12 protein-coding genes are annotated in these 15,497 nt (G+C 56.5%); 9 read left to right on the forward strand and 3 right to left on the reverse strand.

Annotation, left to right across the window (positions count from 1 at the left end; genetic code table 11):
* Window positions 1–14: 14 nt before the first annotated feature.
* Window positions 15–1,661 carry a class I fumarate hydratase FumA gene (gene fumA, locus ACREYP_RS12790; RefSeq protein ID WP_008456390.1) on the reverse strand — a complete coding sequence of 549 codons (1,647 nt, stop codon included), beginning with the start codon at window positions 1,659–1,661 and terminating at the stop codon, window positions 15–17.
* A gap of 206 nt (window positions 1,662–1,867) precedes the next feature.
* Here fumA and manA point away from each other — a divergent pair, with 206 nt between their 5' ends.
* Together manA and ACREYP_RS12800 are read left to right on the forward strand one after the other, a co-directional pair.
* A complete protein-coding gene (manA, locus tag ACREYP_RS12795) occupies window positions 1,868–3,043 on the forward strand; it encodes a mannose-6-phosphate isomerase (protein WP_336817650.1) in 1,176 nt (391 codons plus the stop codon).
* A 131-nt stretch (window positions 3,044–3,174) separates the two neighbouring features.
* Window positions 3,175–4,758 carry a YdgA family protein gene (locus ACREYP_RS12800; RefSeq protein WP_336709865.1) on the forward strand — a complete coding sequence of 528 codons (1,584 nt, stop codon included), beginning with the start codon at window positions 3,175–3,177 and terminating at the stop codon, window positions 4,756–4,758.
* A gap of 32 nt (window positions 4,759–4,790) precedes the next feature.
* Here ACREYP_RS12800 and ACREYP_RS12805 read toward each other — a convergent pair whose 3' ends face one another.
* Window positions 4,791–5,378, reverse strand: a complete 588-nt coding sequence (locus ACREYP_RS12805; RefSeq protein WP_008456396.1) for a GNAT family N-acetyltransferase — start codon at window positions 5,376–5,378, stop codon at window positions 4,791–4,793.
* A 16-nt stretch (window positions 5,379–5,394) separates the two neighbouring features.
* Window positions 5,395–6,429 carry a Mal regulon transcriptional regulator MalI gene (locus tag ACREYP_RS12810; protein ID WP_008456398.1) on the reverse strand — a complete coding sequence of 345 codons (1,035 nt, stop codon included), beginning with the start codon at window positions 6,427–6,429 and terminating at the stop codon, window positions 5,395–5,397.
* Window positions 6,430–6,615: 186 nt separating this feature from the next.
* On the opposite strand from ACREYP_RS12810, the gene malX reads away from it, so the two are divergent.
* The 7 genes from malX to add all read left to right on the forward strand — a co-directional run bounded on the left by malX (window position 6,616) and on the right by add (window position 15,496).
* Entirely contained in the window at window positions 6,616–8,205 is a 1,590-nt protein-coding gene (gene malX / locus ACREYP_RS12815) for a maltose/glucose-specific PTS transporter subunit IIBC (protein ID WP_008456400.1), read from the forward strand.
* 90 nt (window positions 8,206–8,295) lie between these two features.
* A complete protein-coding gene (locus tag ACREYP_RS12820) occupies window positions 8,296–9,468 on the forward strand; it encodes a MalY/PatB family protein (protein WP_336817652.1) in 1,173 nt (390 codons plus the stop codon).
* A 132-nt stretch (window positions 9,469–9,600) separates the two neighbouring features.
* On the forward strand, window positions 9,601–11,031 hold the full coding sequence (locus ACREYP_RS12825; RefSeq protein ID WP_336817653.1) for a CehA/McbA family metallohydrolase: 1,431 nt from the start codon (window positions 9,601–9,603) through the stop codon (window positions 11,029–11,031).
* Window positions 11,032–11,221: 190 nt separating this feature from the next.
* Window positions 11,222–12,697, forward strand: a complete 1,476-nt coding sequence (locus tag ACREYP_RS12830) for a peptide MFS transporter (RefSeq protein ID WP_498880899.1) — start codon at window positions 11,222–11,224, stop codon at window positions 12,695–12,697.
* 258 nt (window positions 12,698–12,955) lie between these two features.
* Window positions 12,956–13,786: a class I SAM-dependent methyltransferase gene (locus ACREYP_RS12835; protein WP_336817655.1), complete on the forward strand. Its 831-nt coding sequence runs from the start codon at window positions 12,956–12,958 to the stop codon at window positions 13,784–13,786.
* A 128-nt stretch (window positions 13,787–13,914) separates the two neighbouring features.
* The gene (locus ACREYP_RS12840; RefSeq protein WP_166994163.1) at window positions 13,915–14,376 is read left to right on the forward strand and encodes a GNAT family N-acetyltransferase; all 462 of its coding nucleotides are present in this window, start codon (window positions 13,915–13,917) and stop codon (window positions 14,374–14,376) included.
* A 118-nt stretch (window positions 14,377–14,494) separates the two neighbouring features.
* Window positions 14,495–15,496, forward strand: a complete 1,002-nt coding sequence (add, locus tag ACREYP_RS12845) for an adenosine deaminase (RefSeq protein WP_008456411.1) — start codon at window positions 14,495–14,497, stop codon at window positions 15,494–15,496.
* Window position 15,497 lies beyond the last annotated feature (1 nt).

Consider the following 15,497-nt stretch of genomic DNA (forward strand, 5'->3'; position numbering starts at 1 on the left):
CGGCGGCTTGAGTATTACTTAACGCATCGAGAGCACTGTGAGGCCTGAATTTTCTGGAAGAAGTCGTTGCCTTTGTCATCCACCAGGATGAACGCCGGGAAGTCTTCCACTTCGATTTTCCAGATAGCTTCCATACCCAGTTCCGGGTACTCCACACACTCCAGGCTCTTGATGCTATTTTGCGCCAGCACCGCCGCCGGGCCACCGATGCTGCCGAGGTAGAATCCGCCGTGTTTGTGACAGGCGTCGGTCACCTGCTGGCTGCGGTTGCCTTTGGCCAGCATGATCATGCTGCCGCCGTTGGCCTGCAGCTGATCCACGTAGGAGTCCATGCGGCCCGCCGTGGTCGGCCCTAAGGAGCCGGATGCGTAGCCGTCCGGCGTTTTGGCCGGGCCTGCGTAATAAATCGGGTGATCTTTCACGTACTGCGGCAGATCTTCCCCGTTATCGAGACGTTCTTTCAGTTTAGCGTGAGCGATGTCACGCGCCACAATAATGGTGCCGGTTAACGACAGACGGGTGGACACCGGGAAGTCGGACAGCTGGGCGAGGATCTCTTTCATCGGACGGTTCAGGTTGACCTTAACGGCTTCCCCCTCGCCCGCCTGACGCAGCTCTTCCGGGATGTACTTGCCCGGATTGTGCTCCAGCTTCTCAAGCCAGATGCCGTCTTTGTTAATTTTGGCTTTGATATTGCGGTCGGCTGAGCAGGACACGCCCATGCCAACCGGGCAGGATGCGCCGTGGCGAGGCAGACGAACAACGCGGATATCGTGGGCAAAGTATTTGCCGCCGAACTGCGCGCCCAGGCCAAGATTCTGCGCTTCTTTCAGCAACTCTTCTTCCAGCTGCACGTCGCGGAATGCCTGGCCGTATTCGTTGCCTTCGGTTGGCAGGCCGTCGTAGTACTTGGTTGACGCCAGCTTCACGGTTTTCAGCGTCGCTTCGGCAGAGGTTCCGCCGATAACAAACGCCACGTGATACGGCGGGCAGGCCGCGGTGCCCAGGGTGCGCATTTTCTCCACCAGGTAATCTTTCAGCTTCGCCGGGGTGATCAGCGCTTTGGTTTCCTGATAGAGATAGGTTTTGTTAGCCGAACCGCCGCCTTTGGCGATGCACAGGAATTTGTACTCGTCGCCGTCCACGCTGTAGAGATCGATCTGCGCTGGCAGGTTGGTGCCGGTGTTCACCTCTTTGTACATATCCAGCGCGGCGTTCTGGGAATAGCGCAGATTATCTTCAATAAAGGTGTTGTAGACGCCGCGAGACAGCGCTTCTTCGTCGCCACCACCGGTCCAGACGCGCTGGCCTTTTTTACCCATGATGATAGCGGTGCCGGTGTCCTGGCAGGTCGGCAGAATGCCCTTGGCGGCAATATCTGAGTTACGCAGGAACTGCAGCGCAACGTATTTATCGTTCTCGCTGGCTTCCGGGTCGCTCAGAATGTCCGCCACCTGCTGCTGATGCGCCGGGCGCAGCATAAACGAAGCGTCGTGGAAGGCATGCTGAGCCAGCAGCGTCAGGGCCTGAGGATCAACCTTGAGGATTTGCTGGCCGTCAAACTCGGCGACGGAAACATAGTCGGAGCTCAGGAGGTAATATTCGGTCGGGTCTTTCTGGAGCGGAAAAGGCTCCTGGTAATGGAAGGGTTTATTCGACATATTTCTCTCACTTGCGACAACAGTAACGTTAATTTTTATATTTCAGCGCAGGATCTTACGCTGCGTTCCAAAAACAAGTCATAACATGCTACACAATTTTTTAACAGAAACTGAGACTAATACGACTTTTTGTTGCCCTGGTTACTTCCCCGCGGATAATTGGTTTAATAACTGAAACTTCGATTCAATGATGACAGGGACCTGAGATGCAAAAATTGATCAATGCGGTACAAAATTATGCCTGGGGAAGTGAAACGGCGCTAACGGAACTGTATGGCATCGCCAACCCGCAGCATAAGCCCATGGCCGAACTGTGGATGGGCGCTCACCCAAAGAGTAGTTCAAAAGTGCTCGATGCCAACGGGCAACCGCACGCATTGCGCGATGTGATTGACGCCGATAAGCAAGCGCTGTTGGGGAAAGCCGTTGCCGAGCGTTTTGGCGAGCTGCCTTTCCTGTTCAAAGTCCTTTGCGCCGCCCAGCCTCTCTCCATTCAGGTTCATCCGAACAAAAAAGCCTCTGAAATCGGCTTTGCGAAAGAAAATGCAGCGGGTATTCCGCTTGATGCCGCAGAGCGTAACTACAAAGATCCTAACCACAAACCTGAACTGGTTTTTGCCCTGACGCCGTTCCTCGCGATGAACGCTTTCCGCGAATTCTCCGACATTGTGTCGCTGCTACAGCCGGTTTCTGGCGCACATCCGCTGATTGCGCATTTCCTCCAGCAGCCTGGGGCCGAAACCCTGGCGCAGCTGTTTGCCGGCCTGCTAAATATGCAGGGCGAAGAAAAAGCCCTGGCTCTTGGCGTACTAAAAGCTGCCTTGAATAATCGGCAGGGCGAGCCGTGGGAAACCATTCGCCTGATTTCCGAGTTCTACCCGGACGACAGCGGCCTCTTCTCCCCGCTGCTGCTGAACGTGGTTAAGCTTGAGCCGGGCGAAGCGATGTTCCTGTTCGCCGAAACCCCACACGCCTATCTGAACGGCGTCGCGCTGGAAGTGATGGCTAACTCTGACAACGTGCTGCGTGCCGGGCTGACGCCGAAGTACATCGACATCCCTGAACTGGTGGCCAACGTCAAATTTGAGCCAAAACCGGCCAATCAACTGCTGACCGAGCCGCAGAAAAACGGCAGCGAACTGGACTTCCCTATTCCAGTGGATGACTTTGCCTTCTCCCTGCACGACCTGAGCACGCAGGAAGCCGCGCTGGCACAACAAAGCGCTGCCATTGTGTTCTGCGTTGAAGGTGAAGCCGTGCTAACCAAAGACGCCCAGCGCCTGGTGCTGAAGCCGGGCGAGTCAGCCTTTATTAGCGCCGCAGAATCCCCGATTGCCGTCAGCGGCGTTGGCCGGGTAGCACGAGTGTTTAATAAACTTTAACTTACTGATCTTTTTAGCGCGTATTGCTAAGCTAGTAAGCATGTTGACGAAAACGCCTGATAACAGGCGTTTTTCTTTCGCCCGGTGGGGGACGGCTGCCGGCTTCTATACATGACATGGATAATGACACGATGAAAAAATCTCTGGTTGCGGTTGGGGTAATTGTTGCGCTAGGCGTGGTATGGACCGGTGGGGCCTGGTTTACGGGTAAACAGCTCGAAGGCCGTATGGCCGAAATGATTGATAACGCCAATGCTGAAATCAAAAATTCAGCACCGGAATCAGGGCTGGTCCTCAGCTATCAGGACTACAAGCGTGGGCTTTTCCACAGTTCGGTACAGCTGGTGGTTAAACAGGCTGCCGGGACGAAAAACGCCCTGCTCACGCCAGACCAAAGCGTGTTATTCAACGAAACCATCGACCATGGTCCTTTCCCGTTCGCACAGCTGAAGAAATTCAACCTGATCCCGAGCATGGCGTCGATCCACACCGAACTGGTGAATAACGACACCACCAAACACCTCTTCACGCTGACCAAAGATAAGCCGCTTATCGGCGTGGAAACCCGCGTGGGCTACAGCGGGGCAACGTCTTCGGATATCGCCCTGGCGGCCATTGATGCCACCGAGGGTGAAGACAAGTTCAGCTTCAGCGGCGGCAAATTTACCGCCGACGTTGATGGCGCGGGCAATGAAATCGCCCTGTCCGGCTCGGCCGACAGTGGCCTTGTCAACACCGTCAACGAATACGGCCAGCGCGTGCAGCTCTCTTTCAACGGGATCAAAACCGACGGCGACAGCAAACGCAGCCTGTTTGACCAGCGCGTAGGCTCTCAGAAAGCGACCATCGATAAGCTGTCTATGGTTGTGGATGGCAAAGAAATTGCCGTCGTGGAAGGCTTTAACCTGAACGCAAAATCTGACGTGCAGGACGACAAAAAACACTTCACCGGCCAGTTCGACTACAGCCTTGATGCGCTGAAAGTCCAGAACCAGAACATGGGCAGCGGCAAGCTGACGCTCAAGCTCGGCAATATTGATGCCGCCGCGCTGCGCGAGTTTACCCAGAAATATAACGCGGGCGTACAGCAGCTGATGGCCGATCCAGCGCTGCAGCAAAACCCTGAGCTCTATCAGCAAAAATCCGTGGAGCTGATTAGCGCTAACCTGCCACTGCTGCTGAAGGGCAACCCAATCATTACCGTCGCCCCGCTGAGCTGGAAGAACGCGAAAGGCGAATCGACCTTTAACCTGTCCTTGTTTATGAAGGATCCGCAGGGCGCAACCGGCCCGGCCAATTCGGCGGAAGAACAGCTGGATCGCTACGTGAAATCTCTCGACGCGAAGTTGGTTATCCCTATGCCAATGGCTACGGGGCTGATGTCCCAGGTGGCGCAGCTGGAAGGCTATAGTCCGGAAGAGTCAGACAAACTCGCCAGCCAGCAGATCAAGGGCCTCGCTGCCATGGGCCAGATGTTCCGCGTCACCAAAGTTGACGGCGATAACATCACCACCAGCCTGCAATACGGCAATGGCAAAGCCTCCCTGAACGGCGAGCAGATGTCGCTGGGCGAGCTGTTCAGCATGTTCGCCCTGCCGGCAGGCATGGGTGGCCCGGCGCTGCAGGATAACGACAGCGATGCCGTGCCGCAGCCGCAGGACGAAGCACCGGGGGATGATGCATCTCCGGACGCCGCCCCGGCACCTCAGCAGTAAGCCATACAAAAACCCGCCAGATGGCGGGTTTTTTAGTTTCTGTCGGCCAGCAGCGCCGCAAGTGAATCCCGAATCTCTGGCCATTCATCGTCAATAATGCTAAATCTTACCGAATCACGCTTGCGGCCATCCGGCATGATTCGCTCGTGCCTGACTATCCCTTCCTGCTTCGCGCCTAATCTTAGAATAGCCCGGCGAGACTTTTCGTTAATCACATCCGTGGTGAACTGCACCCGAACACAATCCAGTGTCTCAAACGCATATTGCAGCATTAGAAATTTGGCTTCGGTATTGGCCCAGGTTCGCTGCCAGCGGGCGGCAAGCCACGTACTGCCGATTTCAAGCTTGCGGTTTTTCATATCTATTTTCCAAAACCGCGTGCAGCCAATCACGTGTCCAGACTCAATATCCGTCGTCACGAACGGCAAAATAGTTCCTGCCTGCCGCCCATTGAGCGCATGCTGGATGTAGTCGTTTACCGTCTGCGCGGACGGCACAACGGTAAACGGCAAATTCCACAGCTCACCGTCCGAGGCGGCCTCAACCAGCAACGGGGCATCGCTCAGCGCCAGGGGCCTGAGCTTGATACGCTGGCCGGTAAGTGTAGGAAAGTCGCTCATGTAATTCCTGAAAAAGTTAGTTTTTAATGGTGATTAACCGGGCGGGCATAATCTGATTGCTGAACACGACGTCGCTTTCCTGGGCTCGCTGGAGAATACGCTGTGCCGCGCTGCGGCCAATTTCTCTCGCAGGCGTCGTCACCCACGTCATTGGCACGTCGTCCAGATCATCTTCTGTGACTTCGGCAAAGCCTGCCAGCGCGATGTGCCGGTCGTAATAACTGTCCACGCTGCCGCCGCCCATCTGCCAACCCGCGCGGGTCAGGCCGAACCACGCCCCCATCGCCACGGTGCTGTTGTGGCAAACCACGGCGCTGATGGTCGGGAAGTTGTGCAGCAGTTCGGTGATGGCATCCGCCGCCTGCTTCTGGCTCGGCTCGCACTCAAGGATCCAGTCGCTGTGGAAAGGCAGCCCATGCTGCATCAGGGTGGCGCAAAAGCCGCCCAGCCGCTCCGCGCGTGTTAACGACGAGCTACGCCCGCCCAGCCACGCAATACGCTGGTGCCCGCGCTTAATCAGATGCTCGGTCACCAGTTGCGCCGCCTGCATATTATCCGGACGGATGATATCAACCTCGTCCAGATAACTTGCTCGTGAGGCAAACACCAGCGGCACCTTATTCTGTACTGCCATATCCCGCAGATCCGCGCCCTGACCTGCCGCACCGGCAATAATAATGCCGTCCACGCCCTGGGCCACCAGCGTGTCGAAACAGCGCTGCATATGCTGCCCCTGGCTACCGCTCTGGGTGAGAAACAGAAGCTGGCCCTGTTGCTCCAGCGCTTCCGTTAACCCGGCGGTTAACTCCGCATAAAAAGGATTACAGAGGTCGCGGACAATCAGGCCAATCACCCCGCTCTGGCCACCGCGCAGCGAAGCGGCCTGGCGATTACGCACAAAGCCTAACTTTTCGATAGCCTCATTCACCCGCTGACCGGTGGCGGTGGAGATCCTCCCCTTACCGCTAAGCACCAGCGATACCGTGGTCACCGAGACACCTGCAGCCTCGGCAACCTCGTTGATAGTGATTCTTTTGGTCAGCGTCGACATCGTTAAGTCAGATCCTCCGTGAATCGATAAATATAAAGATAAAACGTTTTACTTATGCTGGCATATTCAACGTCATTATGCGCGGTAATTCTGCGATCGTCCTCACGATAAAATTGGGTAAAACGTTTTATCATTTTCAAACTTTACTTACACAACACTTCATTTTAACCGGGTCAAGGAGTCGTGATGGCGGCTAATACACCACAAAAAAAATCGCTTTGGGAGTTTTTCCAGAACCTCGGCAAAACTTTTATGTTGCCGGTGGCGCTGCTGTCGTTCTGCGGCATCATGCTGGGGATTGGCAGTTCGCTGAGCAGCCATGACGTTGTTACCGAGATCCCGTGGCTGGGCAACCCAGTCTTACAGCTGATCTTTACCTGGATGAGCAAAATGGGCTCATTCGCGTTCAGCTTCCTGCCAGTGATGTTCTGTATCGCCATCCCGCTGGGCCTGGCGCGTGAAAATAAAGGCGTGGCCGCCTTCGCCGGCTTTGTCGGCTATATGGTGATGAACCTCGCGGTTAACTTCTGGCTGACCGCCAAAGGCATCCTGCCAACGACCGATGCGGCAATCCTCAAAGCCAATAACATTCAAAGCGTGCTCGGCGTGCAGTCAATTGATACCGGTATTCTCGGCGCGGTCATTGCCGGGATTATCGTTTATCTGCTGCACGAGCGTTTTCACAATATCCGCCTGCCGGACGCATTAGCGTTCTTCGGCGGCACCCGCTTTGTGCCCATTATTACCACCCTGGTGATGGGCCTGGTTGGCCTGGTTATCCCGCTGATCTGGCCAATTTTTGCCGCCGGGATCAACGCCCTGGGCTACATGATCCACAGCGCAGGTATCTTCGGGCCAATGATCTTCGGCACCGGGGAACGTCTGCTGCTGCCGTTCGGCCTGCAGCATATTCTGGTGGCCCTGATTCGCTTCACCGAAGCGGGCGGCACCATGGACGTGTGCGGTCACACCGTGAGCGGCGCGCTGACTATCTTCCAGGCGCAGCTGAGCTGCCCGACCACCCACGGCTTCTCTGAAAGCGCAACGCAGTTCCTGTCTCAGGGTAAAATGCCGGCGTTCCTCGGCGGCCTGCCAGGTGCAGCGCTGGCGATGTACCACTGTGCTCGCCCGGAAAACCGCCATAAAATTAAAGGGCTGTTGATCTCCGGCGTGATTGCCTGCGTCGTGGGCGGCACCACCGAACCTATCGAGTTCCTGTTTCTGTTCGTCGCGCCGGTGCTGTACCTGATTCACGCCGTGCTGACCGGGATTGGCTTCACCATGATGTCCGTGCTGGGCGTGACTATCGGCAACACCGACGGCAACATTATCGACTTCTTCGTCTTCGGCGTGCTGCACGGCCTGTCCACCAAATGGTATATGGTCCCGGTTGTGGCCGCGGTATGGTTTGCTGGCTACTATGCCATCTTCCGCTTCGCCATTACCCGCTTCAATATCAAAACCCCAGGGCGTGATATTGAAACCACCACTGCAGAAAAACCGGTTGGCGGCCACACGGGCAAATCTGGCTACAACGTGCCAGCGATTCTGGCGGCGCTGGGGGGCAGCGATAACATTTCGACGCTGGATAACTGCATCACCCGCCTGCGCCTGTCGGTTAAAGATATGTCGCTGGTGGATACCGCGGCGCTGAAGGCCAACCGCGCCATCGGCGTAGTGAAGCTCAACGAGCACAACCTGCAGGTGGTTATCGGGCCACAGGTTCAGTCGGTAAAAGATGAGATGGTCGGCCTGATGCGTACCGTCGAGGCTTAATTCACCCAGGAGCGCTTCGGCGCTCTTCATTATCATGCAAAGAGGGAAAGCGCGGTTTTCCCTCTTTGTGGTTAAAAGCTGTGAGGTTTTATGTTTGATTTTTCTGTTCCGGTAGACCGCCACGGCACCTGGTGCACCCAGTGGGATTATGTGGCCGACCGCTTCGGCGCCGCTGACCTGCTGCCCTTCACCATTTCCGATATGGACTTCCCTACCGCGCCCTGCATTCTTGCTGCCCTGCAAAAAAGACTGGCCCACGGCGTACTAGGCTACAGCCGCTGGAAGAACGACGATTTTCTCTCCGCCATCGCCCACTGGTACCTTCAGCGTTTCGGCAGCAGCATCGATCCGGAGAACGTAGTCTACGGTCCTTCGGTGATTTACATGGTTTCGCAGCTTGTACGCCAGTGGTCGCAGCCGGGCGACGGCGTGCTGATTCATACCCCCGCGTACGATGCGTTCTACAAAGCAATTGAAGGCAACCAGCGTCAGGTTCTGAGCGCGCCGCTGCATAAAACAGCGGAAGGCTGGCACTGTGATATGACGAAGCTGGAAACCCTGCTCGCCCGCCCTGAATGTAAAATCATGCTGCTCTGCAGCCCGCATAACCCAACGGGCAAAGTCTGGACACGGGAAGAGCTGACCACCATGGCTGAACTCTGCGCACGCCACGGGGTGCAGGTTATCAGCGATGAGATTCATATGGATATGGTGTGGGGCAATAACCGCCACATTCCGTGGTGCGAAGTTGGCCTCGGCGGCTGGGCACTGCTCACATCCGGCTCGAAAAGCTTCAACATCCCGGCACTTACCGGCGCTTACGGGCTGATTAATCATGCGGACGACCGCCAAAAATACCTGAACGTGCTCAAAGGGCAGGATGGCCTCTCCTCTCCGGCCGTGCTGGCGATTGTGGCTCATATTGCCGCCTACCGCGAGGGCCAACCCTGGCTTGACGCGCTGCGGGACTACCTGCAAGGCAATTTACAGTTCGTGGCCGACAGGCTGAACCAGGCGTTTCCTGAACTTAACTGGCAGCCACCACAGTCCACTTACCTGGCATGGATTGATTTACGCCCGCTGGGGCTGGACGACAGAGCGCTGCAGCAAGTGCTTATTGAAGAGCAGAAAGTCGCCATCATTCCGGGCTACACCTACGGCCCTGAAGGCAACGGTTTTGTGCGCCTGAACGCCGGGTGCCCGCGCGTCAAACTTGAGGCTGGCGTTGAGCGGCTTATTGCCGGGATCCATTCGCTGTTATAGCCCGTAAAGGGGAGCCAGCTCCCCTTCCTCTCCTGCGGCATTCATCACTTCGTCATGTTTCCGACACCCAATCGACACACAATCTTCACTCGCTCCCCTTAAGCTCGTGACAATTAAGAACAGGAGCAAATCATGCACGTTTTTACCGGTGAAATTCCCTTCGGTCATGCCGTCCACACCTTCTCTGTAGCAGACGATGCCCCGGCGATTAGCCTGACCGGCACGACGCTGCGTACCGGACACCTCTACTGCTACCTTTACGACAGCCGCCGGCAGCTAAGAGCCTCGGTGATGCTGCAAAAACCGGAAAAGGTGCTGACAGTCTGCGCGGACTGGGCTTCCATCGGTGCTCTCCCCGGCGAACTCCCCGCCGGAGAATGGCAATTGCATATCTATAACGTCATCGGTGAAAGCCGTTCGCCGCAGCCCATGAGCTATCGGCTGGATGTGACTTTCGACGCCCTGGCCGCCTCCGTTGATTTTGAAAAACAAGACGTTTTACGCCCGGATCACCAGGTCATTTTTGACTACCAGCGCACGCTCAGCGATCGTCCCGGCTGGTATCGCGGCGACCTGCACGGCCATACCACGCTGTCCGACGGCAACAACACGCTGCCTGAAGCGCTGGATATCATGGCTTCGCAGGGGCTGGATTTCTTCTTCCTGACCGAGCACAACTTGTCCCACGCCTGTCTCCCACGCCACGACAGCGTTTTGTTGCTGCCGAGCATTGAAGTCACCGCCGACAAAGGCCACCTGAACGTGCACGGCCCCGCCGGCACGCTGAATATGTTCCATGCGGATTACAGCAGCCGCGGTCTGCTCACTCAGGGCATTGCGCTCAAGCGGCCAGAAAGCGTACTGAGCGTAAACCACGCCATGCTGCACCCGTGGAGCTGGCTCTATAACGACATGCCGATGGCGGATATCGACGTACTGGAAGTGCTCAACGACCCAACCTGGAAAAACGCCACCACCGCGAACGAGCAGGTGGTCGAGATCTTCACCACGCTGTGGAACGCGGGGCACCGGATTTATGCCGTCGGCGGCAGCGACTGCCATATGCAGCCCCACGAGCGCTATCCGCAGGCGACAGAGCCGTCTATTTACGGCGACCCGGCAACCTGGGTTTATGCCGAAGCGCTCAGCGGAGAGGCCATTCTTGCCGCCATCAAAAGCGGGCATTGTTACTTTGAGCGCCGCTGCGGCCTGACGTTCAGCCTGAATGACGGCGCGCTGCTGCCGGGCGACGCTGCTGACGGCAAACAGATCGTATTGACTGTAGCGGTAAAAGATAGCGAACGGCGCTACACGCTCCAGGTCGTGTCGGAAGCGGGTATTCTGGCTGAATATCCCCTGGAAAACACGCCACAAGACATTCGCGCAGATATGAAAAAACATGCGTGGATTCGCTGGGATATCCGCCGTGAGGACGGCACGCTGGAGGGCATGATCAACCCGGTTTACTGCGCTCAGCATCCGCTGTTTCTCTCGCCTGTCGGCGCCACCTGGGGCGAGGTGACCGGCCACCTTGAATTTCCCCGCAGCACCGATTCGGAGTGATTTTTAAGCACTTTCGTCTGGTTATCTTTTTGGTTTGTAAAATTTTGAAATTATTTAATGTGAATATTTAGTCGTTCTGCTTTGCATAAAACCGCTAAAAGCGACGAAAATGCTCCCTCATCATAGTCATAGAAGTTAAGACCCGGTGACGCCGCGCTTCCCGGGTCTTTTTGTTGTTGAGAGAGACAATATGAGTTTATCTTCCGGCCACGCCTCGCATCAGGCCATTCCTCCCGGCTCAGGCGCGTTGTTCTTTATTCAGATGTTCGCCACCCTGGGCTTTGCGGTGCTTTACTCCACGCTGGTGCTGTACGTCACCAGGCGACTGGGCTTTAGCGAAGGCCAGGCCGATGCCATGATGGGGATCTTCGGGGCATTCAACTACGGGCTGCACCTGTTTGGCGGCTGCCTCGGGGGCCGCTATCTGAGCAACCGGAACCTGTTTGTGCTGGGGATGCTGCTGCAGGTCGCGGGCTGTTATCTGATTGCCGACGCGGGCCTGACGGGCCTGTGGTGGGGGCTGGCGATGTTCCTGAGCGGCAGCGGGCTGAACGTCACCTGCCTGAACATGATGCTGACCCAGCGTTTTGCGCCGGACGACGATCGCCGTGAAGCCGCCTTCCTGTGGAACTACGCCGGGATGAACCTGGGCTTCTTTATCGGTTTTACCGTGGCGGGCTACTACCAGTTGACCGAAAGCTACCGGGCGCTGTTCCTGTTTGCCACCCTCGGAAACGTCGCCGCCGTAGTCATTACCCTGCTCCGCTGGCCGGTGCTGGCAGATATCAGCACGCCGCTGCAGCACATCAAGGGGAAAGGGTTTTATCTGCGCATGGCTTTTGGGCTGCTGATCCTGATTCTTCTGGTCCCTGTCCTGCGCCTGCTGCTCGGCCATACCGAATTCAGCAGCACGTTTGTTATCGTGCTGGGGGCGCTGGTCTTCCTGGCACTGTGCGTCATGACCGCCCGACACCCTCGCAAGCACGAGCGTCGCCGCATGGTAGCTTACCTGCTGCTGGCCGCCGGTTCGCTGGTGTTTTGGTCGCTGTACCAGCTGGCACCCATGGGGCTGACGCTGTTCGCCGAGCATAACGTCACCCTGAACGCTTTTGGCTGGGAAGTCTCTCCGCAGTGGCTGCAAAACATCAACACTGTCGTCATCGTGATCGGCGGCCCGCTGATGGCCTGGCTGTTCAAACGTCTGCGCGATCGCGGCGTGCGCATCGACATTCCCGCCCAGTTTGCCTCTTCATTGTTCTGTATGGGCATTGGCATGCTGGTGCTGCCGCTGGGTATCGCCATGGCAGGTGCGGACGGCATGGTGGCGCTGAAATGGATTGTGCTGAGCTACATTCTGCAAAGCATCGGCGAACTGCTGATTTCTCCGGTGGGCTACTCGATGATCGGCAAACTGGCCCCGGCCAACCTGCAGGGCCTGATGATGGGCTGCTGGATGATGGTCACGGGCGTGGCCTCCGTGCTGGCGGGCTATGTTTCCGGCCGCATGCCGCAAAACAGCGGCAGCACGCCGATACTGACCGACCCGGGCTACAGCAAAGTCTTTAGCCAGCTGGGCTGGGGCTCCGTTGCTACCGCCGTTATTTTACTGCTGCTGATTCCGCTGCTGCGCCGCCTGATCGAGCAAAAAAACACGGCTCAGGCCTGAGTCACAGGGCGCGGGGGAACCCGCGCTTTTTGTACTACCTTATATGGCGGTTGACGCCCTTCCCGGCAGGAACTAAAGTTAATCGCCCACTCTTTATCCCCGAGGTTTGCAACGAAATGAACAACTAATGCGCTCCGCCTGACTTATGCCAGTGTGAATACGCATTGCTGTTTATTATTGCAGTTTCGGCTGCGGCTTATGCCGCACATCTCGCCGCTATTCCCTGGCTCTGCTTTTCACTCCCCAGAGGAAAATAAGATGCCTGATACATTTACCCACTCTTCCGACTTACTCGAGCACAACCGCGCCGCATGGGATGCCCTTGCCCTCCAGCAGTGCGAATGGTCCCGGCCTGTCGGTGCCGACATCATTGCACAAGCCCGCCGCGGCGAGTGGCAGATTCATTTAACGCCAGGCAAGCTCCCTGCCAGCTGGCTACCGAACGTGCAGGGAAAACGCATTCTCTGCCTGGCGTCTGCCGGGGGGCAGCAGGCACCGGTGCTCGCCGCCGCCGGGGCGGAAGTCACCGTATATGATTTATCGCAGGAGCAGCTCAATAAAGACCGCTTTGTTGCGCAACGGGACAATCTGAAGCTGACATTTGTCCAGGGCGATATGCGCGATCTGTCCCGTTTCGCGGATAAAAGCTTTGACTACATTATCCACCCGATATCTAACCAGTACGTGCCGGATATTCGCCCCATCTGGCACGGCTGTTACCGGATTTTAGCGAGCGGCGGAAAGCTGTTATCCAGCTTTTTTAATCCGGTTGTTTTCATCGGCGATCGTGCAGCCAACTATGCCGAACAAGGCGTTATCCGTCCAAGATTCAGCCTGCCCTATTCTGACGTCAATGATCTTACGGCCGACGAGCTGGCCGCGAAACAGGCTCGGGGAGAAGCGTTCGTCTTCGGCCATTCACTGGAAGAGCAGATCGACGGACAGCTTGAGGCGGGTTTCGCACTGGCCGGTTTTTATGAAGATAAGCAGCCCAACCCGCGTTTCTTGATTGACCAGTTTATGCCGACGTTTATAGCTACCTGCGCGATTAAATATGGGTTGGCAGCCGTCAGTGAAACAGGCGAATAAAAAGATCTTTTTTATTTAAATATGCTTACAAACAACTTTTTATAAAACCCAAAAACAGCCAGCCCCTAAAGCTGGCTGTGCTAACATTTGCCGGCACAAGCCTTCTTTCCCCTGATGGAAACCAGCCAATGAACGAGATACTTTTTCGTAAAGCACAGCTTGCCGATGTTCCCGCCATTATCACGCTGTTAGCCGACGACATTCTGGGCCGCCTGAGAGAAGATCCCAGCCTTCCCTTAGATCAGCGCTACATTGAGGCTTTTCATGCCATCGATGCCGACCCAAACCAGCTACTTGCCGTAGCCGTATCCGGAGATGAGGTCATCGGGACGTTACAACTGACCTTTATTCAGGGCTTAGCGCGCAAAGGCGCGTGGCGCGGCCAGATTGAAGCGGTACGCATTGCGCGTTCACAGAGAGGGACGGGGTTTGGCAAACAGATGGTGGATTGGGCCGTCCAGCAGTGCAAAGAAAGAGGCTGTCACCTCGTACAGCTCACTACGGACAAAACACGGACGGATGCGCACCGCTTTTATGACAACCTTGGTTTTGAGGCCAGCCATCTTGGCTACAAGCTAACGCTGCAATAATTTTTCTCGGCAAAAGCGCGACAGGGACGTTTGCGCAACAAAATGCTGACAGCCGTAGCAATTGCCCCCCATTTCTTTTTATAATACGCCGCACTTTAATCAAAAAAAGAGTGCGACCATGATTGATACCACCCTGCCGTTAACCGATTTGCACCGCCACCTTGATGGCAATATTCGTGCGCAAACGATCCTCGATCTCGGCCGCCAGTTTAATTTATCTTTGCCTGCCAACACCCTCGAAACCCTGCGTCCACACGTTCAGGTCGTTGAGACTGCACCGGACCTGGTCAGTTTCCTGCAGAAACTGGACTGGGGCGTGAAAGTGCTGGGCGATCTCGAGGCCTGCCGCCGCGTCGCCTGGGAAAATATTGAAGATGCCGCTCGCAACGGCCTGCACTACGTGGAGCTGCGTTTCTCCCCAGGCTATATGGCGATGAGCCATAACCTGCCGGTGGCCGGCGTGGTTGAAGCCGTAATTGAAGGTGTACGCCAGGGTTGCCGCGACTTTGGCGTTGAAGCCCGCCTGATCGGCATTATGAGCCGAACCTTTGGTGAAGCCGCCTGTGAAGCGGAACTGAACGCCCTGCTCGCCCACCGCGACAGCATTACCGCGCTGGACTTAGCCGGAGACGAACTTGGCTTCCCGGGCAGCCTGTTCCTGAATCACTTTAATCGTGCGCGGGATGCTGGCTGGCGGATCACCGTGCATGCCGGCGAAGCTGCCGGGCCGGAGAGCATCTGGCAGGCTATCCGAGAGCTGGGCGCGGAGCGTATTGGCCACGGCGTAAAAGCAGTTGAAGATCCGGCGCTGATGGATTTCCTGGCGGAACATAAAATCGGGATTGAGTCCTGCCTGACGTCGAATATTCAGACCAGCACCGTTGCGGCCCTGGACAAACACCCGCTGATCGCCTTCCTCGATCGCGGCGTTTTGGCCACGATCAATACCGATGACCCGGCGGTTCAGGGCATCGATATTATTCATGAGTATAACGTCGCGGCACCTCAGGCCGGCCTCAGCGCGGCGCACATTCGCACCGCGCAGGAGAATGGACTGAAGATTGCGTTCCTGAGCGAAGCCGAAAAACAGGCGCTTATCGCTAAGGTTAAGGCGGCGTAAA

The organism is Enterobacter sp. TMH.L2, from assembly GCF_050847315.1.
Lineage (GTDB): Bacteria > Pseudomonadota > Gammaproteobacteria > Enterobacterales > Enterobacteriaceae > Cedecea.

Excerpts from the sequence above, each read along its gene's own strand:
- ACREYP_RS12830 (WP_498880899.1), top strand. The coding sequence starts at position 11,222 with ATGAGTTTATCTTCCGGCCACGCCTCGCATCAGGCCATTCCTCCCGGC.
- ACREYP_RS12840 (WP_166994163.1), top strand. The coding sequence starts at position 13,915 with ATGAACGAGATACTTTTTCGTAAAGCACAGCTTGCCGATGTTCCCGCC.
- ACREYP_RS12810 (WP_008456398.1), bottom strand. The coding sequence starts at position 6,429 with ATGTCGACGCTGACCAAAAGAATCACTATCAACGAGGTTGCCGAGGCT.
- manA (WP_336817650.1), top strand. The coding sequence starts at position 1,868 with ATGCAAAAATTGATCAATGCGGTACAAAATTATGCCTGGGGAAGTGAA.
- fumA (WP_008456390.1), bottom strand. The coding sequence starts at position 1,661 with ATGTCGAATAAACCCTTCCATTACCAGGAGCCTTTTCCGCTCCAGAAA.
- ACREYP_RS12825 (WP_336817653.1), top strand. The coding sequence starts at position 9,601 with ATGCACGTTTTTACCGGTGAAATTCCCTTCGGTCATGCCGTCCACACC.
- ACREYP_RS12835 (WP_336817655.1), top strand. The coding sequence starts at position 12,956 with ATGCCTGATACATTTACCCACTCTTCCGACTTACTCGAGCACAACCGC.
- ACREYP_RS12820 (WP_336817652.1), top strand. The coding sequence starts at position 8,296 with ATGTTTGATTTTTCTGTTCCGGTAGACCGCCACGGCACCTGGTGCACC.
- ACREYP_RS12805 (WP_008456396.1), bottom strand. The coding sequence starts at position 5,378 with ATGAGCGACTTTCCTACACTTACCGGCCAGCGTATCAAGCTCAGGCCC.
- ACREYP_RS12800 (WP_336709865.1), top strand. The coding sequence starts at position 3,175 with ATGAAAAAATCTCTGGTTGCGGTTGGGGTAATTGTTGCGCTAGGCGTG.
- add (WP_008456411.1), top strand. The coding sequence starts at position 14,495 with ATGATTGATACCACCCTGCCGTTAACCGATTTGCACCGCCACCTTGAT.
- malX (WP_008456400.1), top strand. The coding sequence starts at position 6,616 with ATGGCGGCTAATACACCACAAAAAAAATCGCTTTGGGAGTTTTTCCAG.